16 protein-coding genes are annotated in these 18977 nt (G+C 63.3%); 10 read left to right on the forward strand and 6 right to left on the reverse strand.

The features are described from left to right. The first annotated feature begins 188 nt into the window (after positions 1-188). From FRZ40_RS08940 to FRZ40_RS44020, 8 genes are all read left to right on the forward strand, one after another. Positions 189-1085, forward strand: a complete 897-nt coding sequence (locus tag FRZ40_RS08940) for an HlyC/CorC family transporter (protein WP_012399827.1) — start codon at positions 189-191, stop codon at positions 1083-1085. Between the two features lie 36 nt (positions 1086-1121). Then, positions 1122-2807, forward strand: coding sequence for an apolipoprotein N-acyltransferase (lnt, locus tag FRZ40_RS08945; RefSeq protein ID WP_147233901.1), 1686 nt, complete (start codon positions 1122-1124; stop codon positions 2805-2807). A gap of 226 nt (positions 2808-3033) precedes the next feature. Then, positions 3034-4041 (forward strand): glycine--tRNA ligase subunit alpha, encoded by a 1008-nt coding sequence (gene glyQ / locus FRZ40_RS08950; protein ID WP_012399825.1) that lies wholly within the window; start codon positions 3034-3036, stop codon positions 4039-4041. A gap of 15 nt (positions 4042-4056) precedes the next feature. Further along, positions 4057-6156: a glycine--tRNA ligase subunit beta gene (glyS, locus tag FRZ40_RS08955; RefSeq protein ID WP_147233902.1), complete on the forward strand. Its 2100-nt coding sequence runs from the start codon at positions 4057-4059 to the stop codon at positions 6154-6156. Between the two features lie 10 nt (positions 6157-6166). Further along, on the forward strand, positions 6167-6724 hold the full coding sequence (gmhB, locus tag FRZ40_RS08960) for a D-glycero-beta-D-manno-heptose 1,7-bisphosphate 7-phosphatase (protein WP_028364944.1): 558 nt from the start codon (positions 6167-6169) through the stop codon (positions 6722-6724). 38 nt (positions 6725-6762) lie between these two features. Next, positions 6763-7521 carry a lysophospholipid acyltransferase family protein gene (locus FRZ40_RS08965; protein WP_147233903.1) on the forward strand — a complete coding sequence of 253 codons (759 nt, stop codon included), beginning with the start codon at positions 6763-6765 and terminating at the stop codon, positions 7519-7521. Between the two features lie 59 nt (positions 7522-7580). Next, positions 7581-8438: a M48 family metallopeptidase gene (locus FRZ40_RS08970; protein ID WP_147233904.1), complete on the forward strand. Its 858-nt coding sequence runs from the start codon at positions 7581-7583 to the stop codon at positions 8436-8438. 55 nt (positions 8439-8493) lie between these two features. Then, positions 8494-8811, forward strand: a complete 318-nt coding sequence (locus FRZ40_RS44020) for a hypothetical protein (RefSeq protein ID WP_158646992.1) — start codon at positions 8494-8496, stop codon at positions 8809-8811. Positions 8812-9279: 468 nt separating this feature from the next. Here the strand turns inward: FRZ40_RS44020 and gloA are convergent, their stop codons facing one another. The 6 genes from gloA to FRZ40_RS09005 all read right to left on the reverse strand — a co-directional run bounded on the left by gloA (position 9280) and on the right by FRZ40_RS09005 (position 16875). Then, complete coding sequence (gene gloA / locus FRZ40_RS08980) at positions 9280-9666, reverse strand: lactoylglutathione lyase (RefSeq protein WP_147233906.1); 387 nt, start codon at positions 9664-9666, stop codon at positions 9280-9282. A gap of 76 nt (positions 9667-9742) precedes the next feature. Continuing rightward, positions 9743-10870 carry a porin gene (locus tag FRZ40_RS08985; protein WP_147233907.1) on the reverse strand — a complete coding sequence of 376 codons (1128 nt, stop codon included), beginning with the start codon at positions 10868-10870 and terminating at the stop codon, positions 9743-9745. 218 nt (positions 10871-11088) lie between these two features. Then, on the reverse strand, positions 11089-11928 hold the full coding sequence (gene rsmA, locus FRZ40_RS08990) for a 16S rRNA (adenine(1518)-N(6)/adenine(1519)-N(6))-dimethyltransferase RsmA (RefSeq protein ID WP_147233908.1): 840 nt from the start codon (positions 11926-11928) through the stop codon (positions 11089-11091). A gap of 20 nt (positions 11929-11948) precedes the next feature. Continuing rightward, positions 11949-12950, reverse strand: coding sequence for a 4-hydroxythreonine-4-phosphate dehydrogenase PdxA (gene pdxA, locus FRZ40_RS08995; RefSeq protein WP_147233909.1), 1002 nt, complete (start codon positions 12948-12950; stop codon positions 11949-11951). 14 nt (positions 12951-12964) lie between these two features. Continuing rightward, the gene (locus FRZ40_RS09000; RefSeq protein WP_147233910.1) at positions 12965-14368 is read right to left on the reverse strand and encodes a peptidylprolyl isomerase; all 1404 of its coding nucleotides are present in this window, start codon (positions 14366-14368) and stop codon (positions 12965-12967) included. 140 nt (positions 14369-14508) lie between these two features. After that, on the reverse strand, positions 14509-16875 hold the full coding sequence (locus tag FRZ40_RS09005) for an LPS-assembly protein LptD (protein WP_147233911.1): 2367 nt from the start codon (positions 16873-16875) through the stop codon (positions 14509-14511). Positions 16876-17101: 226 nt separating this feature from the next. Between FRZ40_RS09005 and FRZ40_RS09010 the strand changes: the two genes are divergently transcribed. Both FRZ40_RS09010 and murU read left to right on the forward strand, forming a co-directional pair. Continuing rightward, entirely contained in the window at positions 17102-18178 is a 1077-nt protein-coding gene (locus FRZ40_RS09010) for an aminoglycoside phosphotransferase family protein (protein WP_147233912.1), read from the forward strand. A 24-nt stretch (positions 18179-18202) separates the two neighbouring features. Then, positions 18203-18892, forward strand: a complete 690-nt coding sequence (gene murU / locus FRZ40_RS09015) for an N-acetylmuramate alpha-1-phosphate uridylyltransferase MurU (RefSeq protein ID WP_147234800.1) — start codon at positions 18203-18205, stop codon at positions 18890-18892. The last annotated feature ends 85 nt before the right edge of the window (positions 18893-18977 follow it).

Below are 18977 nucleotides of genomic sequence, written 5' to 3' on the forward strand. Positions count from 1 at the left end.
AGAGCCAGCAAAGCGCCCCCACCAGCGCCCCAAAAACCAAATTTTGTCGACACCCCTGTCGACCCCAGTTATCAGTTAGGATAAAAAGCAAGCAAACCGCGCTTGTACGACGGGACACGGTCCCGCCACACCCGTGGTGTATCCTTAACGCTCTGCAACAGCGCGCCCAGCTTTCCGGGCGCACCACCATGAACGATTCGTATCCCAGTCGACGCCATACCAGCGACAAACCCCAGGAAAAGCGCTCCCTCCTCGAGCGATTGACCGATTTCATCTCGCCCGAGCCCGATTCTCGCGGCGAACTCCTCGAAATCCTGCAGGACGCGCATGAACGCAATCTGATCGACGCCGATTCGCTGTCGATGATCGAAGGCGTGTTCCAGGTTTCCGAACTCTGCGCGCGCGACATCATGATCCCGCGCGCGCAGATGGACGCGATCAATATCGCGGACTCGCCCGACGAATTCATCCCGTACATGCTGGAGAAAGCGCACTCGCGCTACCCCGTGTACGAAGGCAACCGCGACAACGTGATCGGCGTGCTGCTCGCGAAAGACCTTCTGCGCTATTACGCCGAAGACGAAGCCGATGTGCGCGGCATGCTGCGCCCCGCCGTGTTCATCCCCGAATCCAAGCGCCTGAACGTGCTGCTGCACGACTTCCGCGTGAACCGTAATCACCTTGCCATCGTCGTCGACGAATACGGCGGCGTCGCGGGCCTGATCACGATCGAAGACGTGCTGGAACAGATCGTCGGCGATATCGAGGACGAATACGATTTCGACGAGGAAAGCGGCAATATCATCGCGTCGCCCGACGGTCGCTACCGCGTGCGCGCGCTGACGGAAATCGAGCAGTTCAACGAGGAATTCGGCACGCATTACTCCGACGAGGAAGTCGACACGATCGGCGGCCTGGTCACGCACCATTTCGGACGCGTGCCGCATCGCGGCGAAAAAGTGCGCCTCGACGACCTGATTTTCGAAGTGCTGCGCGCCGACGCCCGCCAGATTCACATGCTGCTCGTGCGCCGCGATCCTCTCGCCGGCCAGCGCGAACGCGACGCCCAGCACGTGCAAACCTGATCCATCCCGAGTTTTTCTGAAGCCGACCACGCAACAATGGCCGACCCGATCATTTCCCGTCTGCGCCGCGGCGTGACGCCCGACGCAGCCGATGCCAACATCGGGCGCGCCCGGACGTCGCCGTGGTGGCACTACCTCGCCGCCGCCGCCGTCGGCGCGCTCAATACGCTCTCGTTTGCTCCGACGCCGCACGGCGGCTGGCTCGAACTCGCGATCTTCGTGTTCTTCTTCGCGTGGCTCACGCGCACGACAGGCTGGAAAAGCGCCGCTCTCACCGGCTTCGCCTTCGGCTTCGGCAACTACGTGACGGGCGTGTGGTGGCTGTACGTGAGCATGCACTTCTACGGCGGTATGCCGGCGCCGCTCGCGGGCGCCGCGCTCGTGCTGTTCTCGCTGTACCTCGCTGTCTATCCGGCCCTCGCAGCGGGGGTCTGGTCGTTCTGCGCCGGGCACGCGCGCAACGGCAAACTCGTCGACGAGCAACCGTTTTCGCCGACCTGGCACGGCGCGTTTGCCTTCGCGAGCGCATGGGCTGTCGGCGAATGGCTGCGCGGCACCGTGTTCACCGGCTTTCCGTGGCTCGCGAGCGGCTACGCGCAGGTCGACGGTCCGTTCGCCGGTTTTGCGCCCGTGGCGGGCGTCTACGGCGTCGGCTGGGTGATGGCGCTCGCCGCCGCGCTGATCGCGCAGGCGCTTTTGCGTTCGCGTGCGGCAAAAACCGAAGCGGCAAACGCCGAGCCGCGCTCCACGCGCGTTGCGACACCCGCCGTGATCGCCGTCGCGCTGGTCGCCGCGGGCCTGCTCCTGCCGCTCGTCTCGTGGACGACGCCCGCCAACGCGTCGCTGAGCGTGCGCCTGCTGCAAGGCAACGTGAAGCAGGACATGAAGTTCGAAGCGTCCGGCGTGAAAGCGGCCATCGACGAATATCAGCGGATGATCACGGAAAAGCCCGCCGATCTGATCGTCACGCCGGAAACGGCGATTCCCGTGCTCGCGCAAGCCATTCCTGAGCCATTCGCGCTCGCCGTGCGCAATTTCGCCGACTCCACACACTCGTCGATCCTGTTCGGCGCGATCGGCGGCAAGATCACGCCGGAAGGACGCGTCGTCGACTATACAAACAGCCTGTTCGGCGTCACGCCGGGCCAGACGGGCGTGTACCGCTACGACAAGCATCATCTCGTGCCGTTCGGCGAATTCGTGCCATGGGGCTTCCGCTGGTTCGTCAACCTGATGAACATTCCGCTCGGCGATTTCGCGCGCGGCGGGCCCGTGCAGAAGCCGTTCGTCGTGCACAACCAGCCCATTGCCGTCGATATCTGCTACGAAGACATCTTCGGCGAAGAGATCGCGCGCACCGTGCGCGAGAGCGACATGCCGGCGGGCGTGCTCGTGAACTCGACGAATCTCGCGTGGTTCGGCAACACGATCGCACTCGATCAGCACCTGCAGATTGCGCGCATGCGCTCGCTCGAAACGGGCCGTCCGATGTTGCGCGCGACGAACACGGGCGCGACGGCCGCGATCGACGCGCACGGCAACGTGATCGCGCGCATGCCGGCGTTCACGGCAGGCTCGATCGAAACGACGATTCAAGGCACGACGGGCAACACGCCGTATGTGACGAGCGGCAATAACACGGTGCTGGCCGTGTCGCTGCTGTTCCTCGCGTTCGGGTTTGCTTTTGGTCCCGGCCGCAAGCGAAAGAACGGCAACAGCTGAGAACTCACAACGGGCAGCGCAACGCGACAAGCACAAACGCGCGCCCCCGTTGAACCACCAGGCCCCAGAAAGTCTCAAGCCTCCGCCAATCCGGTAAAATTCAGGGTTTCACAGCACTGGGCCGCGCAGCCGGCCGGCTACGGGGTGAACGGCCAGCATGGCCGGTGCGCCTCGCACGCCGCACGGCACCCGCGTCCTGCCTGAAAGGCACCCTTCAAGGCACTTCATGCTCACGTTTCAGCAAATCATCCTGACGCTGCAATCCTATTGGGACAAGCAGGGTTGCGCGCTGCTCCAGCCGATCGACATGGAAGTCGGCGCGGGCACTTCCCACGTCCATACGTTCCTGCGCGCGGTCGGCCCCGAGCCGTGGCGCGCCGCCTACGTGCAGCCGTCGCGCCGCCCGAAGGACGGCCGTTACGGCGAGAACCCGAACCGTCTGCAGCACTACTACCAGTATCAGGTGGTGCTGAAGCCGGCGCCGGAAAACATCCTCGACCTGTACCTCGGCTCGCTCGAAGCGCTCGGCTTCGATCTGAAGCAGAACGACGTGCGCTTCGTCGAGGACGACTGGGAAAATCCGACGCTCGGCGCATGGGGCCTCGGCTGGGAAGTGTGGCTCAACGGCATGGAAGTGACGCAGTTCACGTACTTCCAGCAGGTGGGCGGCCTCGACTGCAAGCCGGTGCTCGGCGAAATCACGTACGGTCTCGAACGTCTCGCGATGTATCTGCAGAAGGTCGAGAACGTCTATGACCTGATCTGGACCGAGTGGGAAGAACAAGGCCCGAACGGTCCGGAAATGCGCCGCCTCACGTATGGCGACGTGTATCACCAGAACGAAGTCGAACAGTCCACATATAACTTCGAGCACGCGAACACCGATCTGCTGTTCACGTTCTTCAACAGCTACGAAAGCGAAGCGAAGCGCATGATCGAAGTGCCGCTCGCGTTGCCCGCCTACGAACTCGTGTTGAAGGCCGCGCACACATTCAATCTGCTCGACGCACGCGGCGCGATCTCCGTGACGGAACGCGCGGCGTACATCGGCCGCATTCGCGCGCTGTCGCGCCTCGTTGCGCAGGCGTACTACGACTCGCGCGAAAAGCTCGGTTTCCCGATGCTCGGCAATCCCGTGCACGGCGTGCCCGGCCTCACCACTGACGAACAGGATGCCGCGATGCCCGCTTGGGCGCCGCCGCTGAAGGTCGAACGCAAGATCGACCAGGACTGACGAGACCAAGAAGACATGACGCAATCCCATCAAGCCACCCTGCTCGTCGAACTGCTGACGGAAGAACTGCCGCCCAAGGCGCTCGCGCGTCTAGGCGATGCGTTCGCGGAAGGCATCGCGCAACGTCTCGCCGCGCGCGATCTGATCGAAGGCGCGTTGCAGTTCGAACGTTACGCGACGCCGCGCCGTCTCGCCGTCACGGTCAAAAACGTGCGCAACGTCGCGCCCGAAAGACACGTGCGCGAAAAAGTGCTGCCCGTGTCCGTCGCACTCGATGCGAACGGCCAGCCCACGCCGCCGCTCGCCAAGAAGCTCGCGGCGCTCGGCTTCCCCGATTTCTCGGTGAACGATCTCGAACGCGCGAACGACGGCAAGGCCGACGCGTTCTTCCTGCGCTACGCCGCGCCCGGCGCGACGCTCGCCGAAGGGCTGCAGGCCGCGCTCGACGAAACGCTCGCGAAGCTGCCCATTCCGAAGGTGATGACGTATCAGCGGCCGGACGGCTCGAACGTGCAGTTCGTACGCCCCGTGCATCGCCTGACGGTGCTGCACGACAAGGAGATCGTGCCCGTCACCGCATTCGGCATCGATGCCGACGACACCACGCTCGGCCACCGCTTCCTGTCCGAAGGCTTCGTGCAGATCCAGCACGCGGATCATTACGCCGACACGCTGATGCACAAGGGCAAGGTCGTGCCGAACTTCGCGGACCGCAAGGAAACGATCCGCACGCATCTGCTCGCGCAGGCGAACGGCGACCAGGTCGTGATGCCCGAGTCGCTGCTCGACGAAGTGACGTCGCTGGTCGAATGGCCCGTCGTGTACGCGTGCAAGTTCGAGGACGAGTTCCTGCAAGTGCCGCAGGAATGCCTGATCCTCACGATGCAGACGAACCAGAAGTACTTCGCACTCACCGACACGAACGGCAAGCTGCATTCGCGTTTCCTGATCGTGTCGAACATCGAGACGAAGACGCCCGCCGAAATCGTCGAAGGCAATGAGCGCGTGGTGCGCCCGCGCCTCGCCGACGCGAAGTTCTTCTTCGAGCACGACAAGAAGAAGCCGCTCGCGGACCGCGTGCCGCAACTCGCGAACGTCGTTTATCACAACAAGCTCGGCTCGGCGCTGCAACGCGTCGAGCGCGTCGAAGCGCTGGCAGACGCCATCGCGCAGATGATCGGCGCCGACGTCGCGCTCGCGAAGCGCGGCGCGCATCTCGCGAAGGCCGACTTGTTGACCGACATGGTCGGCGAATTCCCCGAGCTGCAAGGCACGATGGGCACGTACTACGCGCGCCACGACGGCGAGCCGGAAGAAGTGGCGCTCGCGTGCTCGGAGCACTATCAGCCGCGCTTCTCCGGCGACGCATTGCCGTCGACGGCGACGGGCACGGTCGTCGCGCTCGCCGACAAGCTCGAAACGCTGGTCGGCATCTGGGGCATCGGCCTGCAACCGACAGGCGAAAAGGATCCGTTCGCGCTGCGCCGTCACGCGCTAGGCGTGCTGCGCATTCTGGTCGAGAAGCAGTTGCCGATCGATCTCATCGAATTGCTGCGCGCAGCAAACGCGCAATTCGCGAACGTGCCGAACGTCGCCGATTCGACGCAAGCCATTTACGAATTCTGTATCGACCGTCTGCGCGGCATGCTGCGCGAGCGCGGCTATTCGGCAGGCGAAGTGGATGCCGTGCTCGCGCTGAACCCGACGCGTTTCGACGACATCGTCGCGCGTCTGGATGCCGTGCGCGAATTCGCGGCGCTCGCGGAAGCGGCTTCGCTGGCGGCGGCGAACAAGCGCATTTCAAACATCCTGAAGAAGTCGGAAGGTGCGAGCGGGAACGGCGTGCAGACCGCGCTGCTCATCGAGGCGGCCGAAAAAGCGCTGCACGCACAGCTCGAACAGGTCGCGCCGCGCGTGCAGTCGCAACTGGCCGAGCGTCAGTACACGGGCGCGCTGTCGGCGCTCGCGGCGCTGCGTGAACCCGTCGACACGTTCTTCAACGACGTGATGGTCAACGCAGAAGACCCGGCGCTGCGCGCGAATCGCCTTGCGCTGCTCGGCGCGCTGCATCAACAGATGAACTGCGTCGCGGATATTTCGCGGCTCGCAGCCTGAGCGACGCATCATGCCGACTGCAAAGAAACTGGTAGTGCTCGACCGGGACGGCGTAATCAACGTCGACTCGGATGCGTTCATCAAATCGCCCGACGAGTGGGTCGCGTTGCCCGGCAGCCTCGAAGCAATCGCGCGGCTCAACCAGGCGGGTTATCGCGTGGTGATCGCGACGAATCAGTCGGGCATCGGCCGCGGCCTGTTCGACATGGATGCGCTCAACGCGATGCATCTGAAGATGCATCGTGCGGCGGCCGCCGTCGGCGGGCGCATCGACGCGGTGTTCTTCTGCCCGCATACGGCCGACGACCACTGCGAATGTCGCAAGCCGAAGCCCGGCATGCTGAAGATGATCGCCGAGCGCTTCGAGATCGACCCGGAAGACACGCCGTGCGTCGGCGATTCGCTGCGCGATCTGCAGGCGGGCGCGGCGCTCGGTTTCGTGCCGCATCTGGTGCTCACGGGCAAAGGCAAGAAGACGCTCGAAGCAGGCGGTTTGCCCGAGGGTACGCGCGTGCATGACGATCTGCGCGCGTTCGCTCTCGACTTTCTCGCCGAAGAACAAGAATGACGCGCGCATAGCGCGTCCACATCTCACTGACCACGCCGATGCGCTTCATCCGCTCGCTGTTGCTGCTGATCTTCTTCGCGGTGTTCACGATTCCGTACGCGACCGCGTGCTTCTTCGCGTTTCCGTTCATGCGCGCCGACAACCGGTACTGGATGGCGGTCGGCTGGTGCCGCGCGACGCTCGCCGTCGTGCGCTGGCTGAATGGCATTCGCTACGAAATTCGCGGCATGGACAATCTGCCGAACGGTCCTGCCGTGCTGCTGTCGAAGCATCAGTCCGCGTGGGAGACGCTCGCGTTTCCCGCGCTCATGCCGCGTCCGCTGTGCTACGTGTTCAAACGCGAGCTGCTGTACGTGCCGTTCTTCGGCTGGGCGCTTGGTTTGCTGAAGATGATTCACATCGACCGCAAGGAAGGGAAGAACGCGTTTGCGTCGGTCACGCGACAAGGCGCGCGGCGCATGTCGGAAGGCGCATGGGTCATCATGTTCCCCGAAGGCACGCGCACGCCGACGGGCAGGCAGGGCAAGTACAAGACGGGTGGCGCGCGCTTCGCCGTCGCGACGGGCGCGGTCGTCGTGCCTATCGCGCATAACGCGGGACGTGTGTGGCCGCGCAACTCGTTTACGAAATATCCGGGTATAGTCACAGTGTCGATCGGCAAACCGATCGATACCACCGGGCTCACGCCCGACGAAGTGAACACGCGCGTCGAAACGTGGATCGAAGCCGAGATGCGCCGCATCGATCCAGCCGCTTATGGCGACGAGCAGAGTACGCCCGCCGCCGCCCGAATCTGACGCGCCACGCTGCATGCGCACTCGTGCGCGTCGCAGCGTATCAGCGCGAAGTGAGTCCGATGCAGAAGTCTTCCAAGCCGCAGCCTGCTGCGGCGCTCGATAGCCGGCAACTCGATCTGCCGCTCTTCGACGAGCCGGTCCAATCGGCCGCGCCGCCGCAACCCAAGGCCGCCGCTCCCCTCGCACCCGATGGTTCGAAACTGCGCAGCGTCACGCTCGGCGCGCGTACGCTGCACTATGCGCTGAAGCGCTCGGCGCGCCGCTCGATTGGTTTCGCGATCGACAGCACGGGGCTCACGATCACGGCACCGCGCTGGGTGACGCTCGCCGATATCGAAACGGCGATTGCCGAAAAGCAGCGCTGGATTTTCACGAAGCTCACCGAATGGCAGACGCGCACCGAACAGCGCGTGATGCCGCGCGTCGACTGGAAAGACGGCGCCGAAGTGCCGTATCTCGGGCGCACCGTGCGTGTGACGCTTGCGGCGTCGAATGGTCTGCTTGCGTACGATGCGGCGCAGAACGTGCTCGTGTTGCCACTGCCCGCGCAGGCCGATCCGCAGCAGATCAAGGATCGCGTGCAGGGCTGGCTGCAGAGTGAGGCGAAGCGGATTTTCGGCGAGCGTCTCGATGTGTATGCAGAGAAGCTCGGGGTGACGTATCGCGCGTATGGGTTGTCGTCGGCGGCGACGCGCTGGGGCAGTTGTTCTAGCGACGGAAAGATCCGCCTGAACTGGCGGCTGATTCATTTTCCGTTGTCGGTCATCGACTATGTCGTCGCGCATGAGCTCGCGCATTTGCGCGAGATGAATCATAGTCCGCGGTTCTGGCAGACGGTTGAGTCGATTTTTCCGGAGTTCCGCGAGGCGCGGCAGACACTCAAGCATCATCCGCCGGAGCTTTTGCCTACGCTTTGAGCGTGGGTTTCTTGTCTGCGACGCAGTCGCGATTTTGGTTTTCAGGTTTTGGTTTTTGCTGCGCTGGCATCTGCGAATTCGTGGTGGCATCCGCGAATTCGTGGCGGCATCCGCGATTTCGTGGCGGCATCCGCGATTTCGTGGCGGCATCCGCGATTTCGTGGCGGTGCTTCAGGCGTTGCCCCTGTGCGGGGCGGCACTTACTTTCTTTGCCGCCGCAAAGAAAGTAAGCAAAGAAAGCGGGCTAACACCGCCAATGCTAGTCATTGCCTGCGGGCCCTCAACGGGTCCCGCACTCCAATCGGCATCGCACTTTTCCAAGCGTGTTGCCAGCGCATTGAACAAACGCATCACCCACTCCAATCACCCGTAGCGCAGCCAGCGGCAGCGCATCGTCTGCGCAGCCCAGGTGGCAAACTGTGTGTAGCTTGTCGCACCTTACGCGTTGGCGCTTCTACGACACCGATCCCGCTTTTCAGTCCGGAGTGGTGCACTTTCGTCGCGACGGCCTACACACCGTTTGCCACCTGGGCGGCTGTGGACTTCCTGGTAACGCATGCGTGACGCGGGCATGCGAAGCGGGTGAGGCGTGCAGTGAGCACGCTGGCAACGGGCGTGAGACAGTGCGATGCCGTCTGGAGTGCGGGACCCGTTGGGGGCCCGCAGGCAGGAACAAGGATTGGCGGGGTGAGCGGCTTTCTTTTGCCTACTTTTCTTTGCCGCTGCAAAGAAAAGTAGGTGCCGCCCCGCACAGGGGCAACGCTTGCAGCACCGATACGAAACCGCGGATGCCAGCGAAAAACAAAAACCCCACCGTCGCAGACAACAAAAAAAAAACCGTCTACGACTTCTTCTGAATAAACTCGATCTTATACCCGTCAGGGTCGGTGACAAACGCGATAACAGTAGTGCCATGCTTCATAGGCCCCGCCTCGCGAACCACATTGCCACCCTGCTGCTTGATCTTGTCACACGCGGCATACGCGTCATCCACCTCAATAGCGAGGTGCCCAAACGCGTTACCCATGTCGTACGACTCGGTGTCCCAGTTGTGCGTCAGCTCGATCACCGTGCCGTCTTTCTCGTCTTCGTAACCGACGAACGCCAGCGTGAACTTGCCTTCCGGATAGTCATTGCGACGCAGCACTTTCATGCCGAGCAGCTCGGTGTAGAACTTGATCGAACGATCGAGATTGCCCACTCGGAGCATGGTATGGAGAAGGCGCATCGTGCACTCCCTGTTGCTTGATGATGTCGAGGACGTCAATGTACAGAAAAAGCTCCGCGTCCGCTGAACCGCACTTCTAGAATAGATGCCGCAGCCCCGCCATCAAACCAATCTGCGAACCCTTCTGCGCCAACCCGACTCCATTCACGCCCTGCAATTGCGCGCCGATCAGATCGCCGCGATACAGCGCATAGTCGCCCTCCAGATACATATCTGTGCGCTTCGACAGGTTGTAGTCGGCCACCAGTTGATACTGCCACGCAGACCCGTCCTGCGCGGACGTCTTGCCATCCTGCAAAGTCCGCCACACATTCGCTGCGAAATGCCACGCGGCGCCCACCTGCTGCGTGATGCCGCCCAGTATCATGCGACGCCGTGAAAAATCCGTGTACTTGAGCGCAGCCAGCACGGGCGCCGTGAACGGCCCGTTCGCGAAGTTCGAAAAGCCCGCGTCGTTCTGATTGACGATATAACCGAGCGCAAAGCGCGTCTGATTCCACGTGTACGACGCGCCGAAGGTCCACGCCTTGGCAGTGCTGCCGTTGACGGAATCGCGCGTCTCTTCGTATGCGCCACCCATGTTCACCGGTCCGCCGCTCGGCGCATACGCCGCCGCCGCGCCGAACTGCGAGCCGTACGACGTGTGCCCGGCTACGCCGCCAAACGCATACGCCACCGACAGCATCACGTCATGCGCGCGTGCCTGGTACTGCACCTGATTGCTCGTCCAGATGCCGCCCGACATCGTCACTTCCGGCTGGAAGCTGAAGTCGTACGGAATCCACGGATTGCTGCCGTAACCGCCAATCGTGATGCCTTCGATCAGCACGTTCGGCATCCGCCCGAAGATCAGCTTGCCGTACGACGACGATTGCACGCCGATCTGCGCCTCGTTGAAAAACGGCAGCGTCGGATCGCTTTGACCGCTGTTGATGTAGATACGATTTTCGAGCTTGAAGAAGGTGGACCAGCCGCCGCCCAGATCCTCGACGCCGCGCAAACCCCAGCGGCTTTCCGACATGCCGCCGTTGCCAAGGCCCACGCTCGAATCGCCATTCTTGTTCACGTGCGTCATATAGCGCACGCTTTCGTCGACGATGCCGTACAAGGTGACGCTCGATTGCGCATGCGCCGTTCCGCACATCAATGCAGGCGACATCGCGGCCCACGCGCAGACCTTCAGCCTCTTGCTCACCTTCGTCATGCCGTCTCCTGATTCATACTGCATGCATTTGAATTGCGTGGGAATGTCTTAAAGCGGTGCGGCGGCGCTGGTGCACAAATAGGCGAACGCAAGCAAGCGTAAGATTAATCTGTATGAAGAGTCAGGAAGATAAAAGAAAGCCCGCGTGTTGCGGGCTGTCTACACTGATCTGTGCCGATCTGTGACGATGCAACGAATTAACGTTGCCCGTTGAAGTACTAGCTGCCCGATGCCGCCGATACAGCCTGCGCAACAGCCACGTATTCGGCGACGGGCACGTCTTCGGCTCGGCGTTGCAGATCGAAGCCAAGCGCTTCGAAATCGACAGTATCGCGATACGCGGACAACGTATTGCGCAACATCTTGCGGCGCTGCGAAAAGGCGGCTGTCACGACTCCGCCGAGCGTGACCTCATCGACGGCGGGCAGTTCGTGCGGCGCATAGGGAATCATGCGGACGATGGCCGAGTCGACCTTCGGCGGCGGCTGGAACGATTCGGGCGGCACGTCGAGCAACTTGTCGATCACATAGCGGTACTGCAGCATCACCGACAGCCGGCTGAACGCCTTGCTGCCCGGCTCTGCGACCATGCGCTCCACCACTTCGTTCTGCAGCATGAAATGTTGATCGATCACGCGCTCTGCGAAAGTGGCGAGATGAAACAGCAGCGGACTGGAAATGTTGTACGGCAGATTGCCGACGATGCGCAGGCTCGGCTTGTCGCCCTCGCCCGCGAGCGAGCCGAAGTCGAACGCAAGCGCGTCGCCTTCATGCAGTTCGAGCAGATCGCCGAATTTCTTCTTCAGACGCCCGATCAGGTCGCGGTCCAGCTCGACGGCATGCAGCGGCGATTCGGGCGTCGCGAGACGCTCGATCAGCGGTTCCGTAAGCGCGCCCAGACCCGGACCGATTTCGACCATGCGCTCGCCGCGTTGCGGACGGATCACGTCGACAATCGAATCGATAATGCCCAGGTCGACCAGAAAATTCTGTCCAAAACGCTTACGCGCGAAGTGGCCCTGGTGCTGTCTGTTTGAACTGCTTGAACTGTTCGACATCGAGAGAAGCTACGAAAAAATCACGCGGCGCGCCGGTTGCGCGCCATGAAAACGGCCGTGTCGATCGCGGCGATCAGGCTGCCCGCGTCCGCGCGGCCCGTGCCGGCAAGATCGAGCGCCGTGCCGTGATCGACGGACGTGCGGATGATCGGCAGGCCCAGCGTCACGTTGATGCCTTCGCCGAATGTCGCGTATTTGAGCACGGGCAGACCCTGATCGTGGAACATCGCGAGCACGCAGTCGGCTTCGTTCAGATAACGCGGCTGAAACAGGGTATCGGCCGGATACGGACCGCGCGCGTCGATGCCCTGCCCGTTGGCCAGTTTCAGCGCGGGCGAGATCACATCGATTTCCTCGCGGCCCAGATAGCCGTTTTCGCCCGCATGCGGGTTCAGGCCCGTGACGAGAATGCGCGGCGCAGGCAGGCCGAAATGATGACGCAGGTCGTGGTCGATGATGCGCAGCGTGTCGACGATGCCATCGACCGTCAAGGCCGCCGATACGTCTTTCAGCGGCAGATGCGTGGTCGCGAGCGCGACGCGCAGCGGTCTTGCGCCCGTGCCCGCCAGCATCATCACGACGCGCGGCGTACGGGTGCGCTCTGCCAGGTATTCGGTATGACCCGTGAACGGCACGCCGGCATCGTTGATCGTGCTCTTCTGCAGCGGTGCGGTGACGATGGCATCGAAGGTGCCCGCGAGCGCGCCGTCGATCGCGGCATCGAGCAGACCGAGCACGTATGGGCCGTTGTGCGCGTCGAGCTTGCCGGCCTGCGCGGGCACGGCAAGCGCATGATGCTGCATGGCGATGCGCGCGCCCTGCTGCGCCGCCCAGTCGATCCCGACGGCCTGCGCGCGATCGTTCATCAGACCGCTGTCGCCAAGCACCGTGAAGTGCGCGTCGGGCCAGTGCGCACCCGCCGCCGCGAGCGCCTGTGCCGTCAGTTCAGGACCGACGCCAGCCGGTTCGCCCGTGGTGATCGCGATGTTCAACGGTGCGTTCGAGGGCTCGGCAGCGGTCATGACGATTCCAGAGGTTATTGCGCGGAGTTGTCCGCGGACGTGCCCGCGGGTGTCCCCGAGTAGGGGCCTGCCTTGTAATCGACATACGCGGTGTCGCGCAGTTCACGCAGCCAGTCGGCATACGCCTGTTCCGCCTTGCGCTGACCGATTGCCTGGCGCGCGAGGTCCATCTGCTGCGAGACCGAGCCTTCCGCTTCGCGGCGGGCGAGCACCTGGATCAGGTGGTAGCCGTACTCGCTTCGCACGGGCTGGCTGATCTGGTTGTCCTGCAGCGCATTCATCGCGCGTTCGAATTCGGGAACCGTTTCGCCCGGGCTGATCCAGCCGAGATCGCCGCCTTGCGATGCCGAGCCGTCCTGCGAATACGTGCGCGCGAACTTGTCGAAGTCGCCCTGGCCCGATTCGATTTCCTGGCGGATTTCGAGCAGCTTCTGGCGTGCCTGCGGTTCCGACATGCCGTCGCCGACGCGCAGCAGGATATGGCGCACGTGCGTCTGCGTGAGCTTGGTCGAATCGGCGGACGTCGCGCCCTGGCCCGAGCGGCGCTCGACGAGACGCACGATTTCGAAGCCGTCGTTGGTGCGGATCACGGACGGATTGACCTGGCCCGGACGCAGCGTCGAAGCCGCCGTCACGAATTCAGGCGGCAGTTTCGACGGTGCCTGGAAGCCCAGATCGCCGCCCTTCGACGCATCCGCTGCCTGCGAATTGCTCTTTGCGAGCTTTTCGAAGTTGTCGCCCTTCATGGCGTCCTGCAGCAGCGAGTTCGCCTTCGCCTGAGCAGCTTCGATATCCGTCTGCGCTGCGTTGAGCGGCGCCTTCAGAAGGATGTGCTCCATGCGCAGATCGCTGGTCAGGCCTGCCGTCGGTCCGCGCTGGCTGGCGATGTAGTTCGCCACTTCCGCGTCCGACACGGTGACCTTGCTGTCCACTTCCTTTTCTCGCAGACGCGACAGGATCAGTTCCGTCTTCGCGTCGCCCATGAAAGTCGACCAGGGCACGCCTTGCGCCTCGATACGCGCCCGGTACATATCGAGCTGCATGTTGTTCGCCTGGGCGAGACGTTCGAGCGTGCGCTGCACGGTCGCGTCGTCGACCGTGATGCCGTCTTCGCGCGCCTTCTGCAGCTGGATGCGTTCGAGCACCATCTGGTTCAGCACCTGCTGGCGCAGCTGGTCGGCGGGCGGGATGGGCGCGTGCTGCTGGTTCAGACGCTTCGTGATCAGGCCGACGCGCGTGTCCAGCTCGCGCTGCGTGATGACCCCGTTATTGACGACAGCCGCGATCGTATCGACCGTCTGGCTGTTGCTGTTGCCGCCCAGTGCCTGCGCGTGCGCGGGTCCGGCCAGCAGAATGGAAGCGGCCGCAGCGAAGCCGGTCGCGAACGTTGCCAGGCGAAGCTTTTTCATGATTGCCACAGATACTCCAAAGATGTCGGGCACGCTCGGCCCGTCTTTCGACCCGAGCGTGCGCTCTGGCGCCTTACCCGGATCCCATGCAACAAGTTGCGTTTCTGTCCTGCGAACGACGCGGCGCCCGTCTGTTGCTCGCGACCCGCTCATTCGTAGTTGTTGAACTGCGATTCGGGCGGCGGCGGCGGCGGCAGCGGCTGATAGCCCGCCACGCTGGCGCGGAACGCCGACATCAGACCGTTGTCGACGCTCGACAGCCCCTTGAACGTCAGCTGCGCAAGCACCCGCGTGCCGGCCGTCTGACTGCCCGTCGAGTTGACCCCGTTTGCATAGCGCTGGAAACCGACGCCGAGCGTCCAGCAATCCGCGTCGTATTGCACGCCGAGAAGCGCGTCGACGGCGCGATGGCCTTTCAGGTCGTAATTGATCCGCCCGACGCCGTAGACCCGGTGCATGAGCGGCCACTGACCCGAGATCAGCAGCTGGTTGATCGGCTGATTGTCGAGCGTCGTGTTGGCGCGCGTGTACCGGTAGCCGACGTTGATGACCTTGCCGGAAGCGGGGCTGTATCCGAAGCCGACGCTGGTCTTGACCAGCTGATTGTTGTCCGCATTATATTGGAACGCCGTTTCCGAGGCGAAACCGGCCCCGAGCTTCAGCGACGCGCCGAGAATCAGGTCCGAATGCGTCGCCTGTGCCGTGGTCTGCGTCTGATTCAGCGTGACGCGCTGATCGCGGAAATAGTACTGCTGCGCGATCACGAAACGCGCGCGCTCGTCGCCCGTCGCCGGGTTCAGGAAACGCGTGGTGAGCGCGGCCGTCAGGCGGTTTGCGTCGGCGATCCGGTCGTTACCGACGAATGTGTTCGGCGTGAAGATTTCAGCGAGACCGAAGTCCGACTCCGCCGTGTCGAACAGCGGCGCGAAGCTCTGGTTGCGATATGGCGTGTAGACGTAGTACAGACGCGGTTCCAGCGTCTGGATATAGTCCTCGCCGAACACGCGCACCGAGCGGTCGAAGATCAGGCCGGTGTCGAACGAGAACGTCGGCACCGACTCCGTGAAGTTCTTCGGCTGGTTCGCGGGCGCGCCCGTGCCGATATTGCTCAGGTCGTACGACGCGAAGTGCCATTGCACCTTCGGCGTGACGAAGTAACCCGGACCCACGACGGAGTACGACAGGTACGGATTGAAGACGACACGATCGCCTTCCGTCGCGTCCGCTGTCGTGATGCGAAAGCGCGTGTAGTCCGCTTCCGCGCCAAAGTCGAAGCCGCCGACGTTGTACTTCGCGTACTTCACGTTCAACTGCGGCTCGCGGCCGTACGGCGCGATGGACGGCGACAGCGTCTGCCAGTGCTGCTCGCGCGCGAGCACGGACCACGGCCCGTTGTTGTACGTGAGACCCGCTTCCTGCTGATACAGCAGCTGCGTGCCGTTCAGGAACTGGTTGGTCGTCGACGCCAGGTCTTCCGGATACGTGTTGTCCGAGACCTTGTTGTAGTAGATGTACCCGCCGAAGCCCGAACCGAAGTTCTGGTTGTGCTGGATATACAGCGCGTAGCGGTTCGTGTGCGTGATCTTGTCGTCGGGAAGATACTCGCCCGTGATCGAACCGCTATAGGTTGGCGACAGATACCGGAAGGTCGACTGCAACTGCACGCCGCGCTTCGACAGGATGCGCGGCGTGACGGTGAGGTCGCGGTTCGGCGCAATATTGAAGTAGTACGGCAGCGACAGTTCGAAGCCGCTGGTCGAACTGAGCGTTGCCGTGGGCGGCAACAGACCACTGCGCCGCGCGCCCGACAGCGGGAACGACAGCCACGGGCTCGCGAAAACGGGCACGCCCTCGAAGAACAGCACGCCGTTGTGCGCGACGCCGTTATCGGCGCCCGTATCGAAATCGAACTCGCTGCCCTTGATGTACCACGCCGGGTCTTCCGCGCACTCGCACGCCGTATAAGTGCCGCGCGTGAACACCGAGCGCTCGTTGTCGAGCAGATCGACGCGCTCCGCGCTGCCCGAGCCGCCCGTCACGTTGAAGTGGTACTTCGGCGTGGTCATGAAGCCTTCGCTCGACTCGAGCTTCATGTGCGCTTCCGGGCCTGCGAAGCGGGCGCCATTGCCGGACAGATGGACATTGCCGTACGCATCGGCCATGTCCGTATCCTGATCGTAATGAAGCGCGTCGGCCTTCAGTGCCGAGGTGCCACGGCGGACTTCGGCTGAGCCCTTGGCTGCGATGTCCTGATCGGCCGTGCCCGTGGTCGAGTCGCCCAGCACGAAGGTGGCGGGACTCTGGCCGTCGGGTGTCGAATGTTCTTCGAGTTGTGGAGCCAGCCGCAGGCCCCACGGCGCGTCTATCGGCTGCGCCTGCGCCGCCTCCCCCGCCAGCTGCGCGTGCGACAGCGCGGGCAGCAGACCCGGCACGGCGATCAGCGCCGCTGCGAGCCGCCTTCTGCGCGGCAGGCCGTCAGAGGAGGGAGTGATTGGGAAAAGCTGTCTGGGCGGCATGTATCGTTTGGCGTATCGGCCCTGCTGTCAGTTCATTTGCCCGGTCATCAGTCACGAGTTGCCGCCTGTGCAATCGGGCATCGAATGCACAACTATTGACGATTCATGCAGCGGTAAGGCGGGCGATCCAACGAGATGCGCGAGAACTGACGCGAGTCGCGTCAAAAAAGTCGTGGGGTATTATATGGCAAGACGTTGCCCACCCCGATTTTGTCGCCTGCTTTTCATGACGCATTCCCCTGCATCTTCCCTTACATCCGCTTCTTCGACGGCGGACACCCGCCTCGAGCTTCTCAACGGCTGGCTGCGCACTCACGCCGACCGCTACCGTCTCGACCTCGCGACCCTCGCGCCGGCTTCCGCCGACGCAAGCTTCCGGCGCTACTTCCGCCTCGCGGGCAGTGGCGCCGGGCTTGCAGCAAGCGGCGCGTCGGTAATCGCCGTCGATGCGCCGCCGCCCGAAAAGTGCCGCGAGTTCGTCCAGGTGGCCGGCCTGCTGGCCGACGCGGGCGTGCATGTGCCGCGCGTGCTCGAAGTCGATATCGACGCGGGTTTCATGCTCGTCACCGATCTCGGCACGCAGTCGTATCTGTCGACGCTCAGGGACAGCAGTCCCGCCGAGGCGAAGCAGCTGATGCGCGCCGCGCTCGACGCGCTGATCCGCTGGCAGCTCGCGTCGCGCGACGACGTGCTGCCGCCCTTCGACGAAGCCTTCCTCCGACGCGAGATGGAGCTGATGCCGGAATGGTTCATCGGCCGGCATCTGGGCCGCGAGGTCGACGACCCTACGCGCGGCGTGCTCGATCGCACGTTTGCGTTGCTGGTCGCGAGCGCGATGGCGCAGCCGCAGGTTTTCATGCTGCGCGATTTCATGCCGCGCAATCTGATGATCGCGAGCCCGAATCCCGGTGTGCTCGACTTTCAGGACGCGGTGTACGGCCCGATCACGTACGACGTCGCGTCGCTGCTGCGCGATGCGTTCATCGGCTGGGACGAGGAGTTCGAACTCGACTGCTTTGCGTACTACTGGGAGCGCGCGAAAAAAGCGGGCCTGCCCGTCGATCCCGACTTCGGCGAATTTTACCGGCAGCTCGAATGGATGGGCCTGCAGCGGCACATCAAGGTGCTGGGCCTGTTCTGCCGGATCAACTATCGCGACAGCAAGCCGCATTACATGGCGGACCTGCCGCGTTTCATCGGCTATGCACGCAAGGTGTGCGAGCGCTACCGGCCGCTCGTGCCGTTTGCAAAACTGCTCGATGACCTGGAAGGCCGCGCGGCTGAAGTCGGCTACACGTTCTGACGGGTGAAGCACTTGAACAAAGCGATGATCTTCGCCGCAGGACGCGGCGACCGGATGCGGCCTCTGACGGACACGTGTCCGAAGCCGCTGTTGAAAGTGGGCGGGAAGGCGCTGATCGAATGGCAGATCGAGAGGCTCGCGCGCGCGGGATTCACGACGATCGTGATCAATCATGCGTGGCTTGGCGAGCAGTTCGAAGCTGCCCTCGGCGATGGCTCGCGGTATGGCGTTTCTTTGCGGTACTCCGCGGAGCGCGATGCGCTCGAGACGGCGGGCGGCATTGCACAGGCGTTGCCGTTGCTGGAGGACGCCGGCAGGCCGGAAGTGTTTGTCGCCGTCGCCGGCGATGTGTATGCCGATTTTGATTATTCTGTCTTGCGGGCTGAAGGCGCTCGTTTGGCGGCTATGGATGAGCCAGGGATGCATCTCCTGATGGTGCCGAATCCTTCGTTTCATCCTGATGGGGATTTTGTTCTGGCTAGCGACGGGCGTTTGTCTTTAGAAGGCGCTCCCCGGTATACGTTCGGCAGCATCGGCGTGTATGACACGCGGATGTTTCTGGATATTGCCGCTGGGACGCGGCGGGCGCTTACTCCCTACTATCGCGAAACGATTGCGCTTGGGCGCGCGACCGGTGTTCTCCATGAAGGGCTTTGGGAGAATGTTGGGACGCCTGCGCAGCTTCATGCGCTTGATGATGCCCTCACGTTGTAGGGCTACGTTTGCGGTGGCATCCGCGGTTTCGCATCGGTGCTTCGGGCGTTGCCCCTGTGCGGGGCGGCACTTACTTTCTTTGCCG

Origin of the sequence: Paraburkholderia azotifigens (genome assembly GCF_007995085.1) — a bacterium.
Classification (GTDB): Bacteria; Pseudomonadota; Gammaproteobacteria; order Burkholderiales; family Burkholderiaceae; genus Paraburkholderia; species Paraburkholderia azotifigens.

Excerpts from the sequence above, each read along its gene's own strand:
- lnt (WP_147233901.1), top strand. The coding sequence starts at position 1,122 with ATGGCCGACCCGATCATTTCCCGTCTGCGCCGCGGCGTGACGCCCGAC.
- FRZ40_RS08985 (WP_147233907.1), bottom strand. The coding sequence starts at position 10,870 with ATGACGAAGGTGAGCAAGAGGCTGAAGGTCTGCGCGTGGGCCGCGATG.
- FRZ40_RS08940 (WP_012399827.1), top strand. The coding sequence starts at position 189 with ATGAACGATTCGTATCCCAGTCGACGCCATACCAGCGACAAACCCCAG.
- FRZ40_RS08970 (WP_147233904.1), top strand. The coding sequence starts at position 7,581 with ATGCAGAAGTCTTCCAAGCCGCAGCCTGCTGCGGCGCTCGATAGCCGG.
- FRZ40_RS08965 (WP_147233903.1), top strand. The coding sequence starts at position 6,763 with ATGCGCTTCATCCGCTCGCTGTTGCTGCTGATCTTCTTCGCGGTGTTC.
- FRZ40_RS09010 (WP_147233912.1), top strand. The coding sequence starts at position 17,102 with ATGACGCATTCCCCTGCATCTTCCCTTACATCCGCTTCTTCGACGGCG.
- rsmA (WP_147233908.1), bottom strand. The coding sequence starts at position 11,928 with ATGTCGAACAGTTCAAGCAGTTCAAACAGACAGCACCAGGGCCACTTC.
- glyQ (WP_012399825.1), top strand. The coding sequence starts at position 3,034 with ATGCTCACGTTTCAGCAAATCATCCTGACGCTGCAATCCTATTGGGAC.
- gloA (WP_147233906.1), bottom strand. The coding sequence starts at position 9,666 with ATGCGCCTTCTCCATACCATGCTCCGAGTGGGCAATCTCGATCGTTCG.
- FRZ40_RS09005 (WP_147233911.1), bottom strand. The coding sequence starts at position 16,875 with ATGCCGCCCAGACAGCTTTTCCCAATCACTCCCTCCTCTGACGGCCTG.
- gmhB (WP_028364944.1), top strand. The coding sequence starts at position 6,167 with ATGCCGACTGCAAAGAAACTGGTAGTGCTCGACCGGGACGGCGTAATC.
- glyS (WP_147233902.1), top strand. The coding sequence starts at position 4,057 with ATGACGCAATCCCATCAAGCCACCCTGCTCGTCGAACTGCTGACGGAA.
- murU (WP_147234800.1), top strand. The coding sequence starts at position 18,203 with ATGATCTTCGCCGCAGGACGCGGCGACCGGATGCGGCCTCTGACGGAC.
- pdxA (WP_147233909.1), bottom strand. The coding sequence starts at position 12,950 with ATGACCGCTGCCGAGCCCTCGAACGCACCGTTGAACATCGCGATCACC.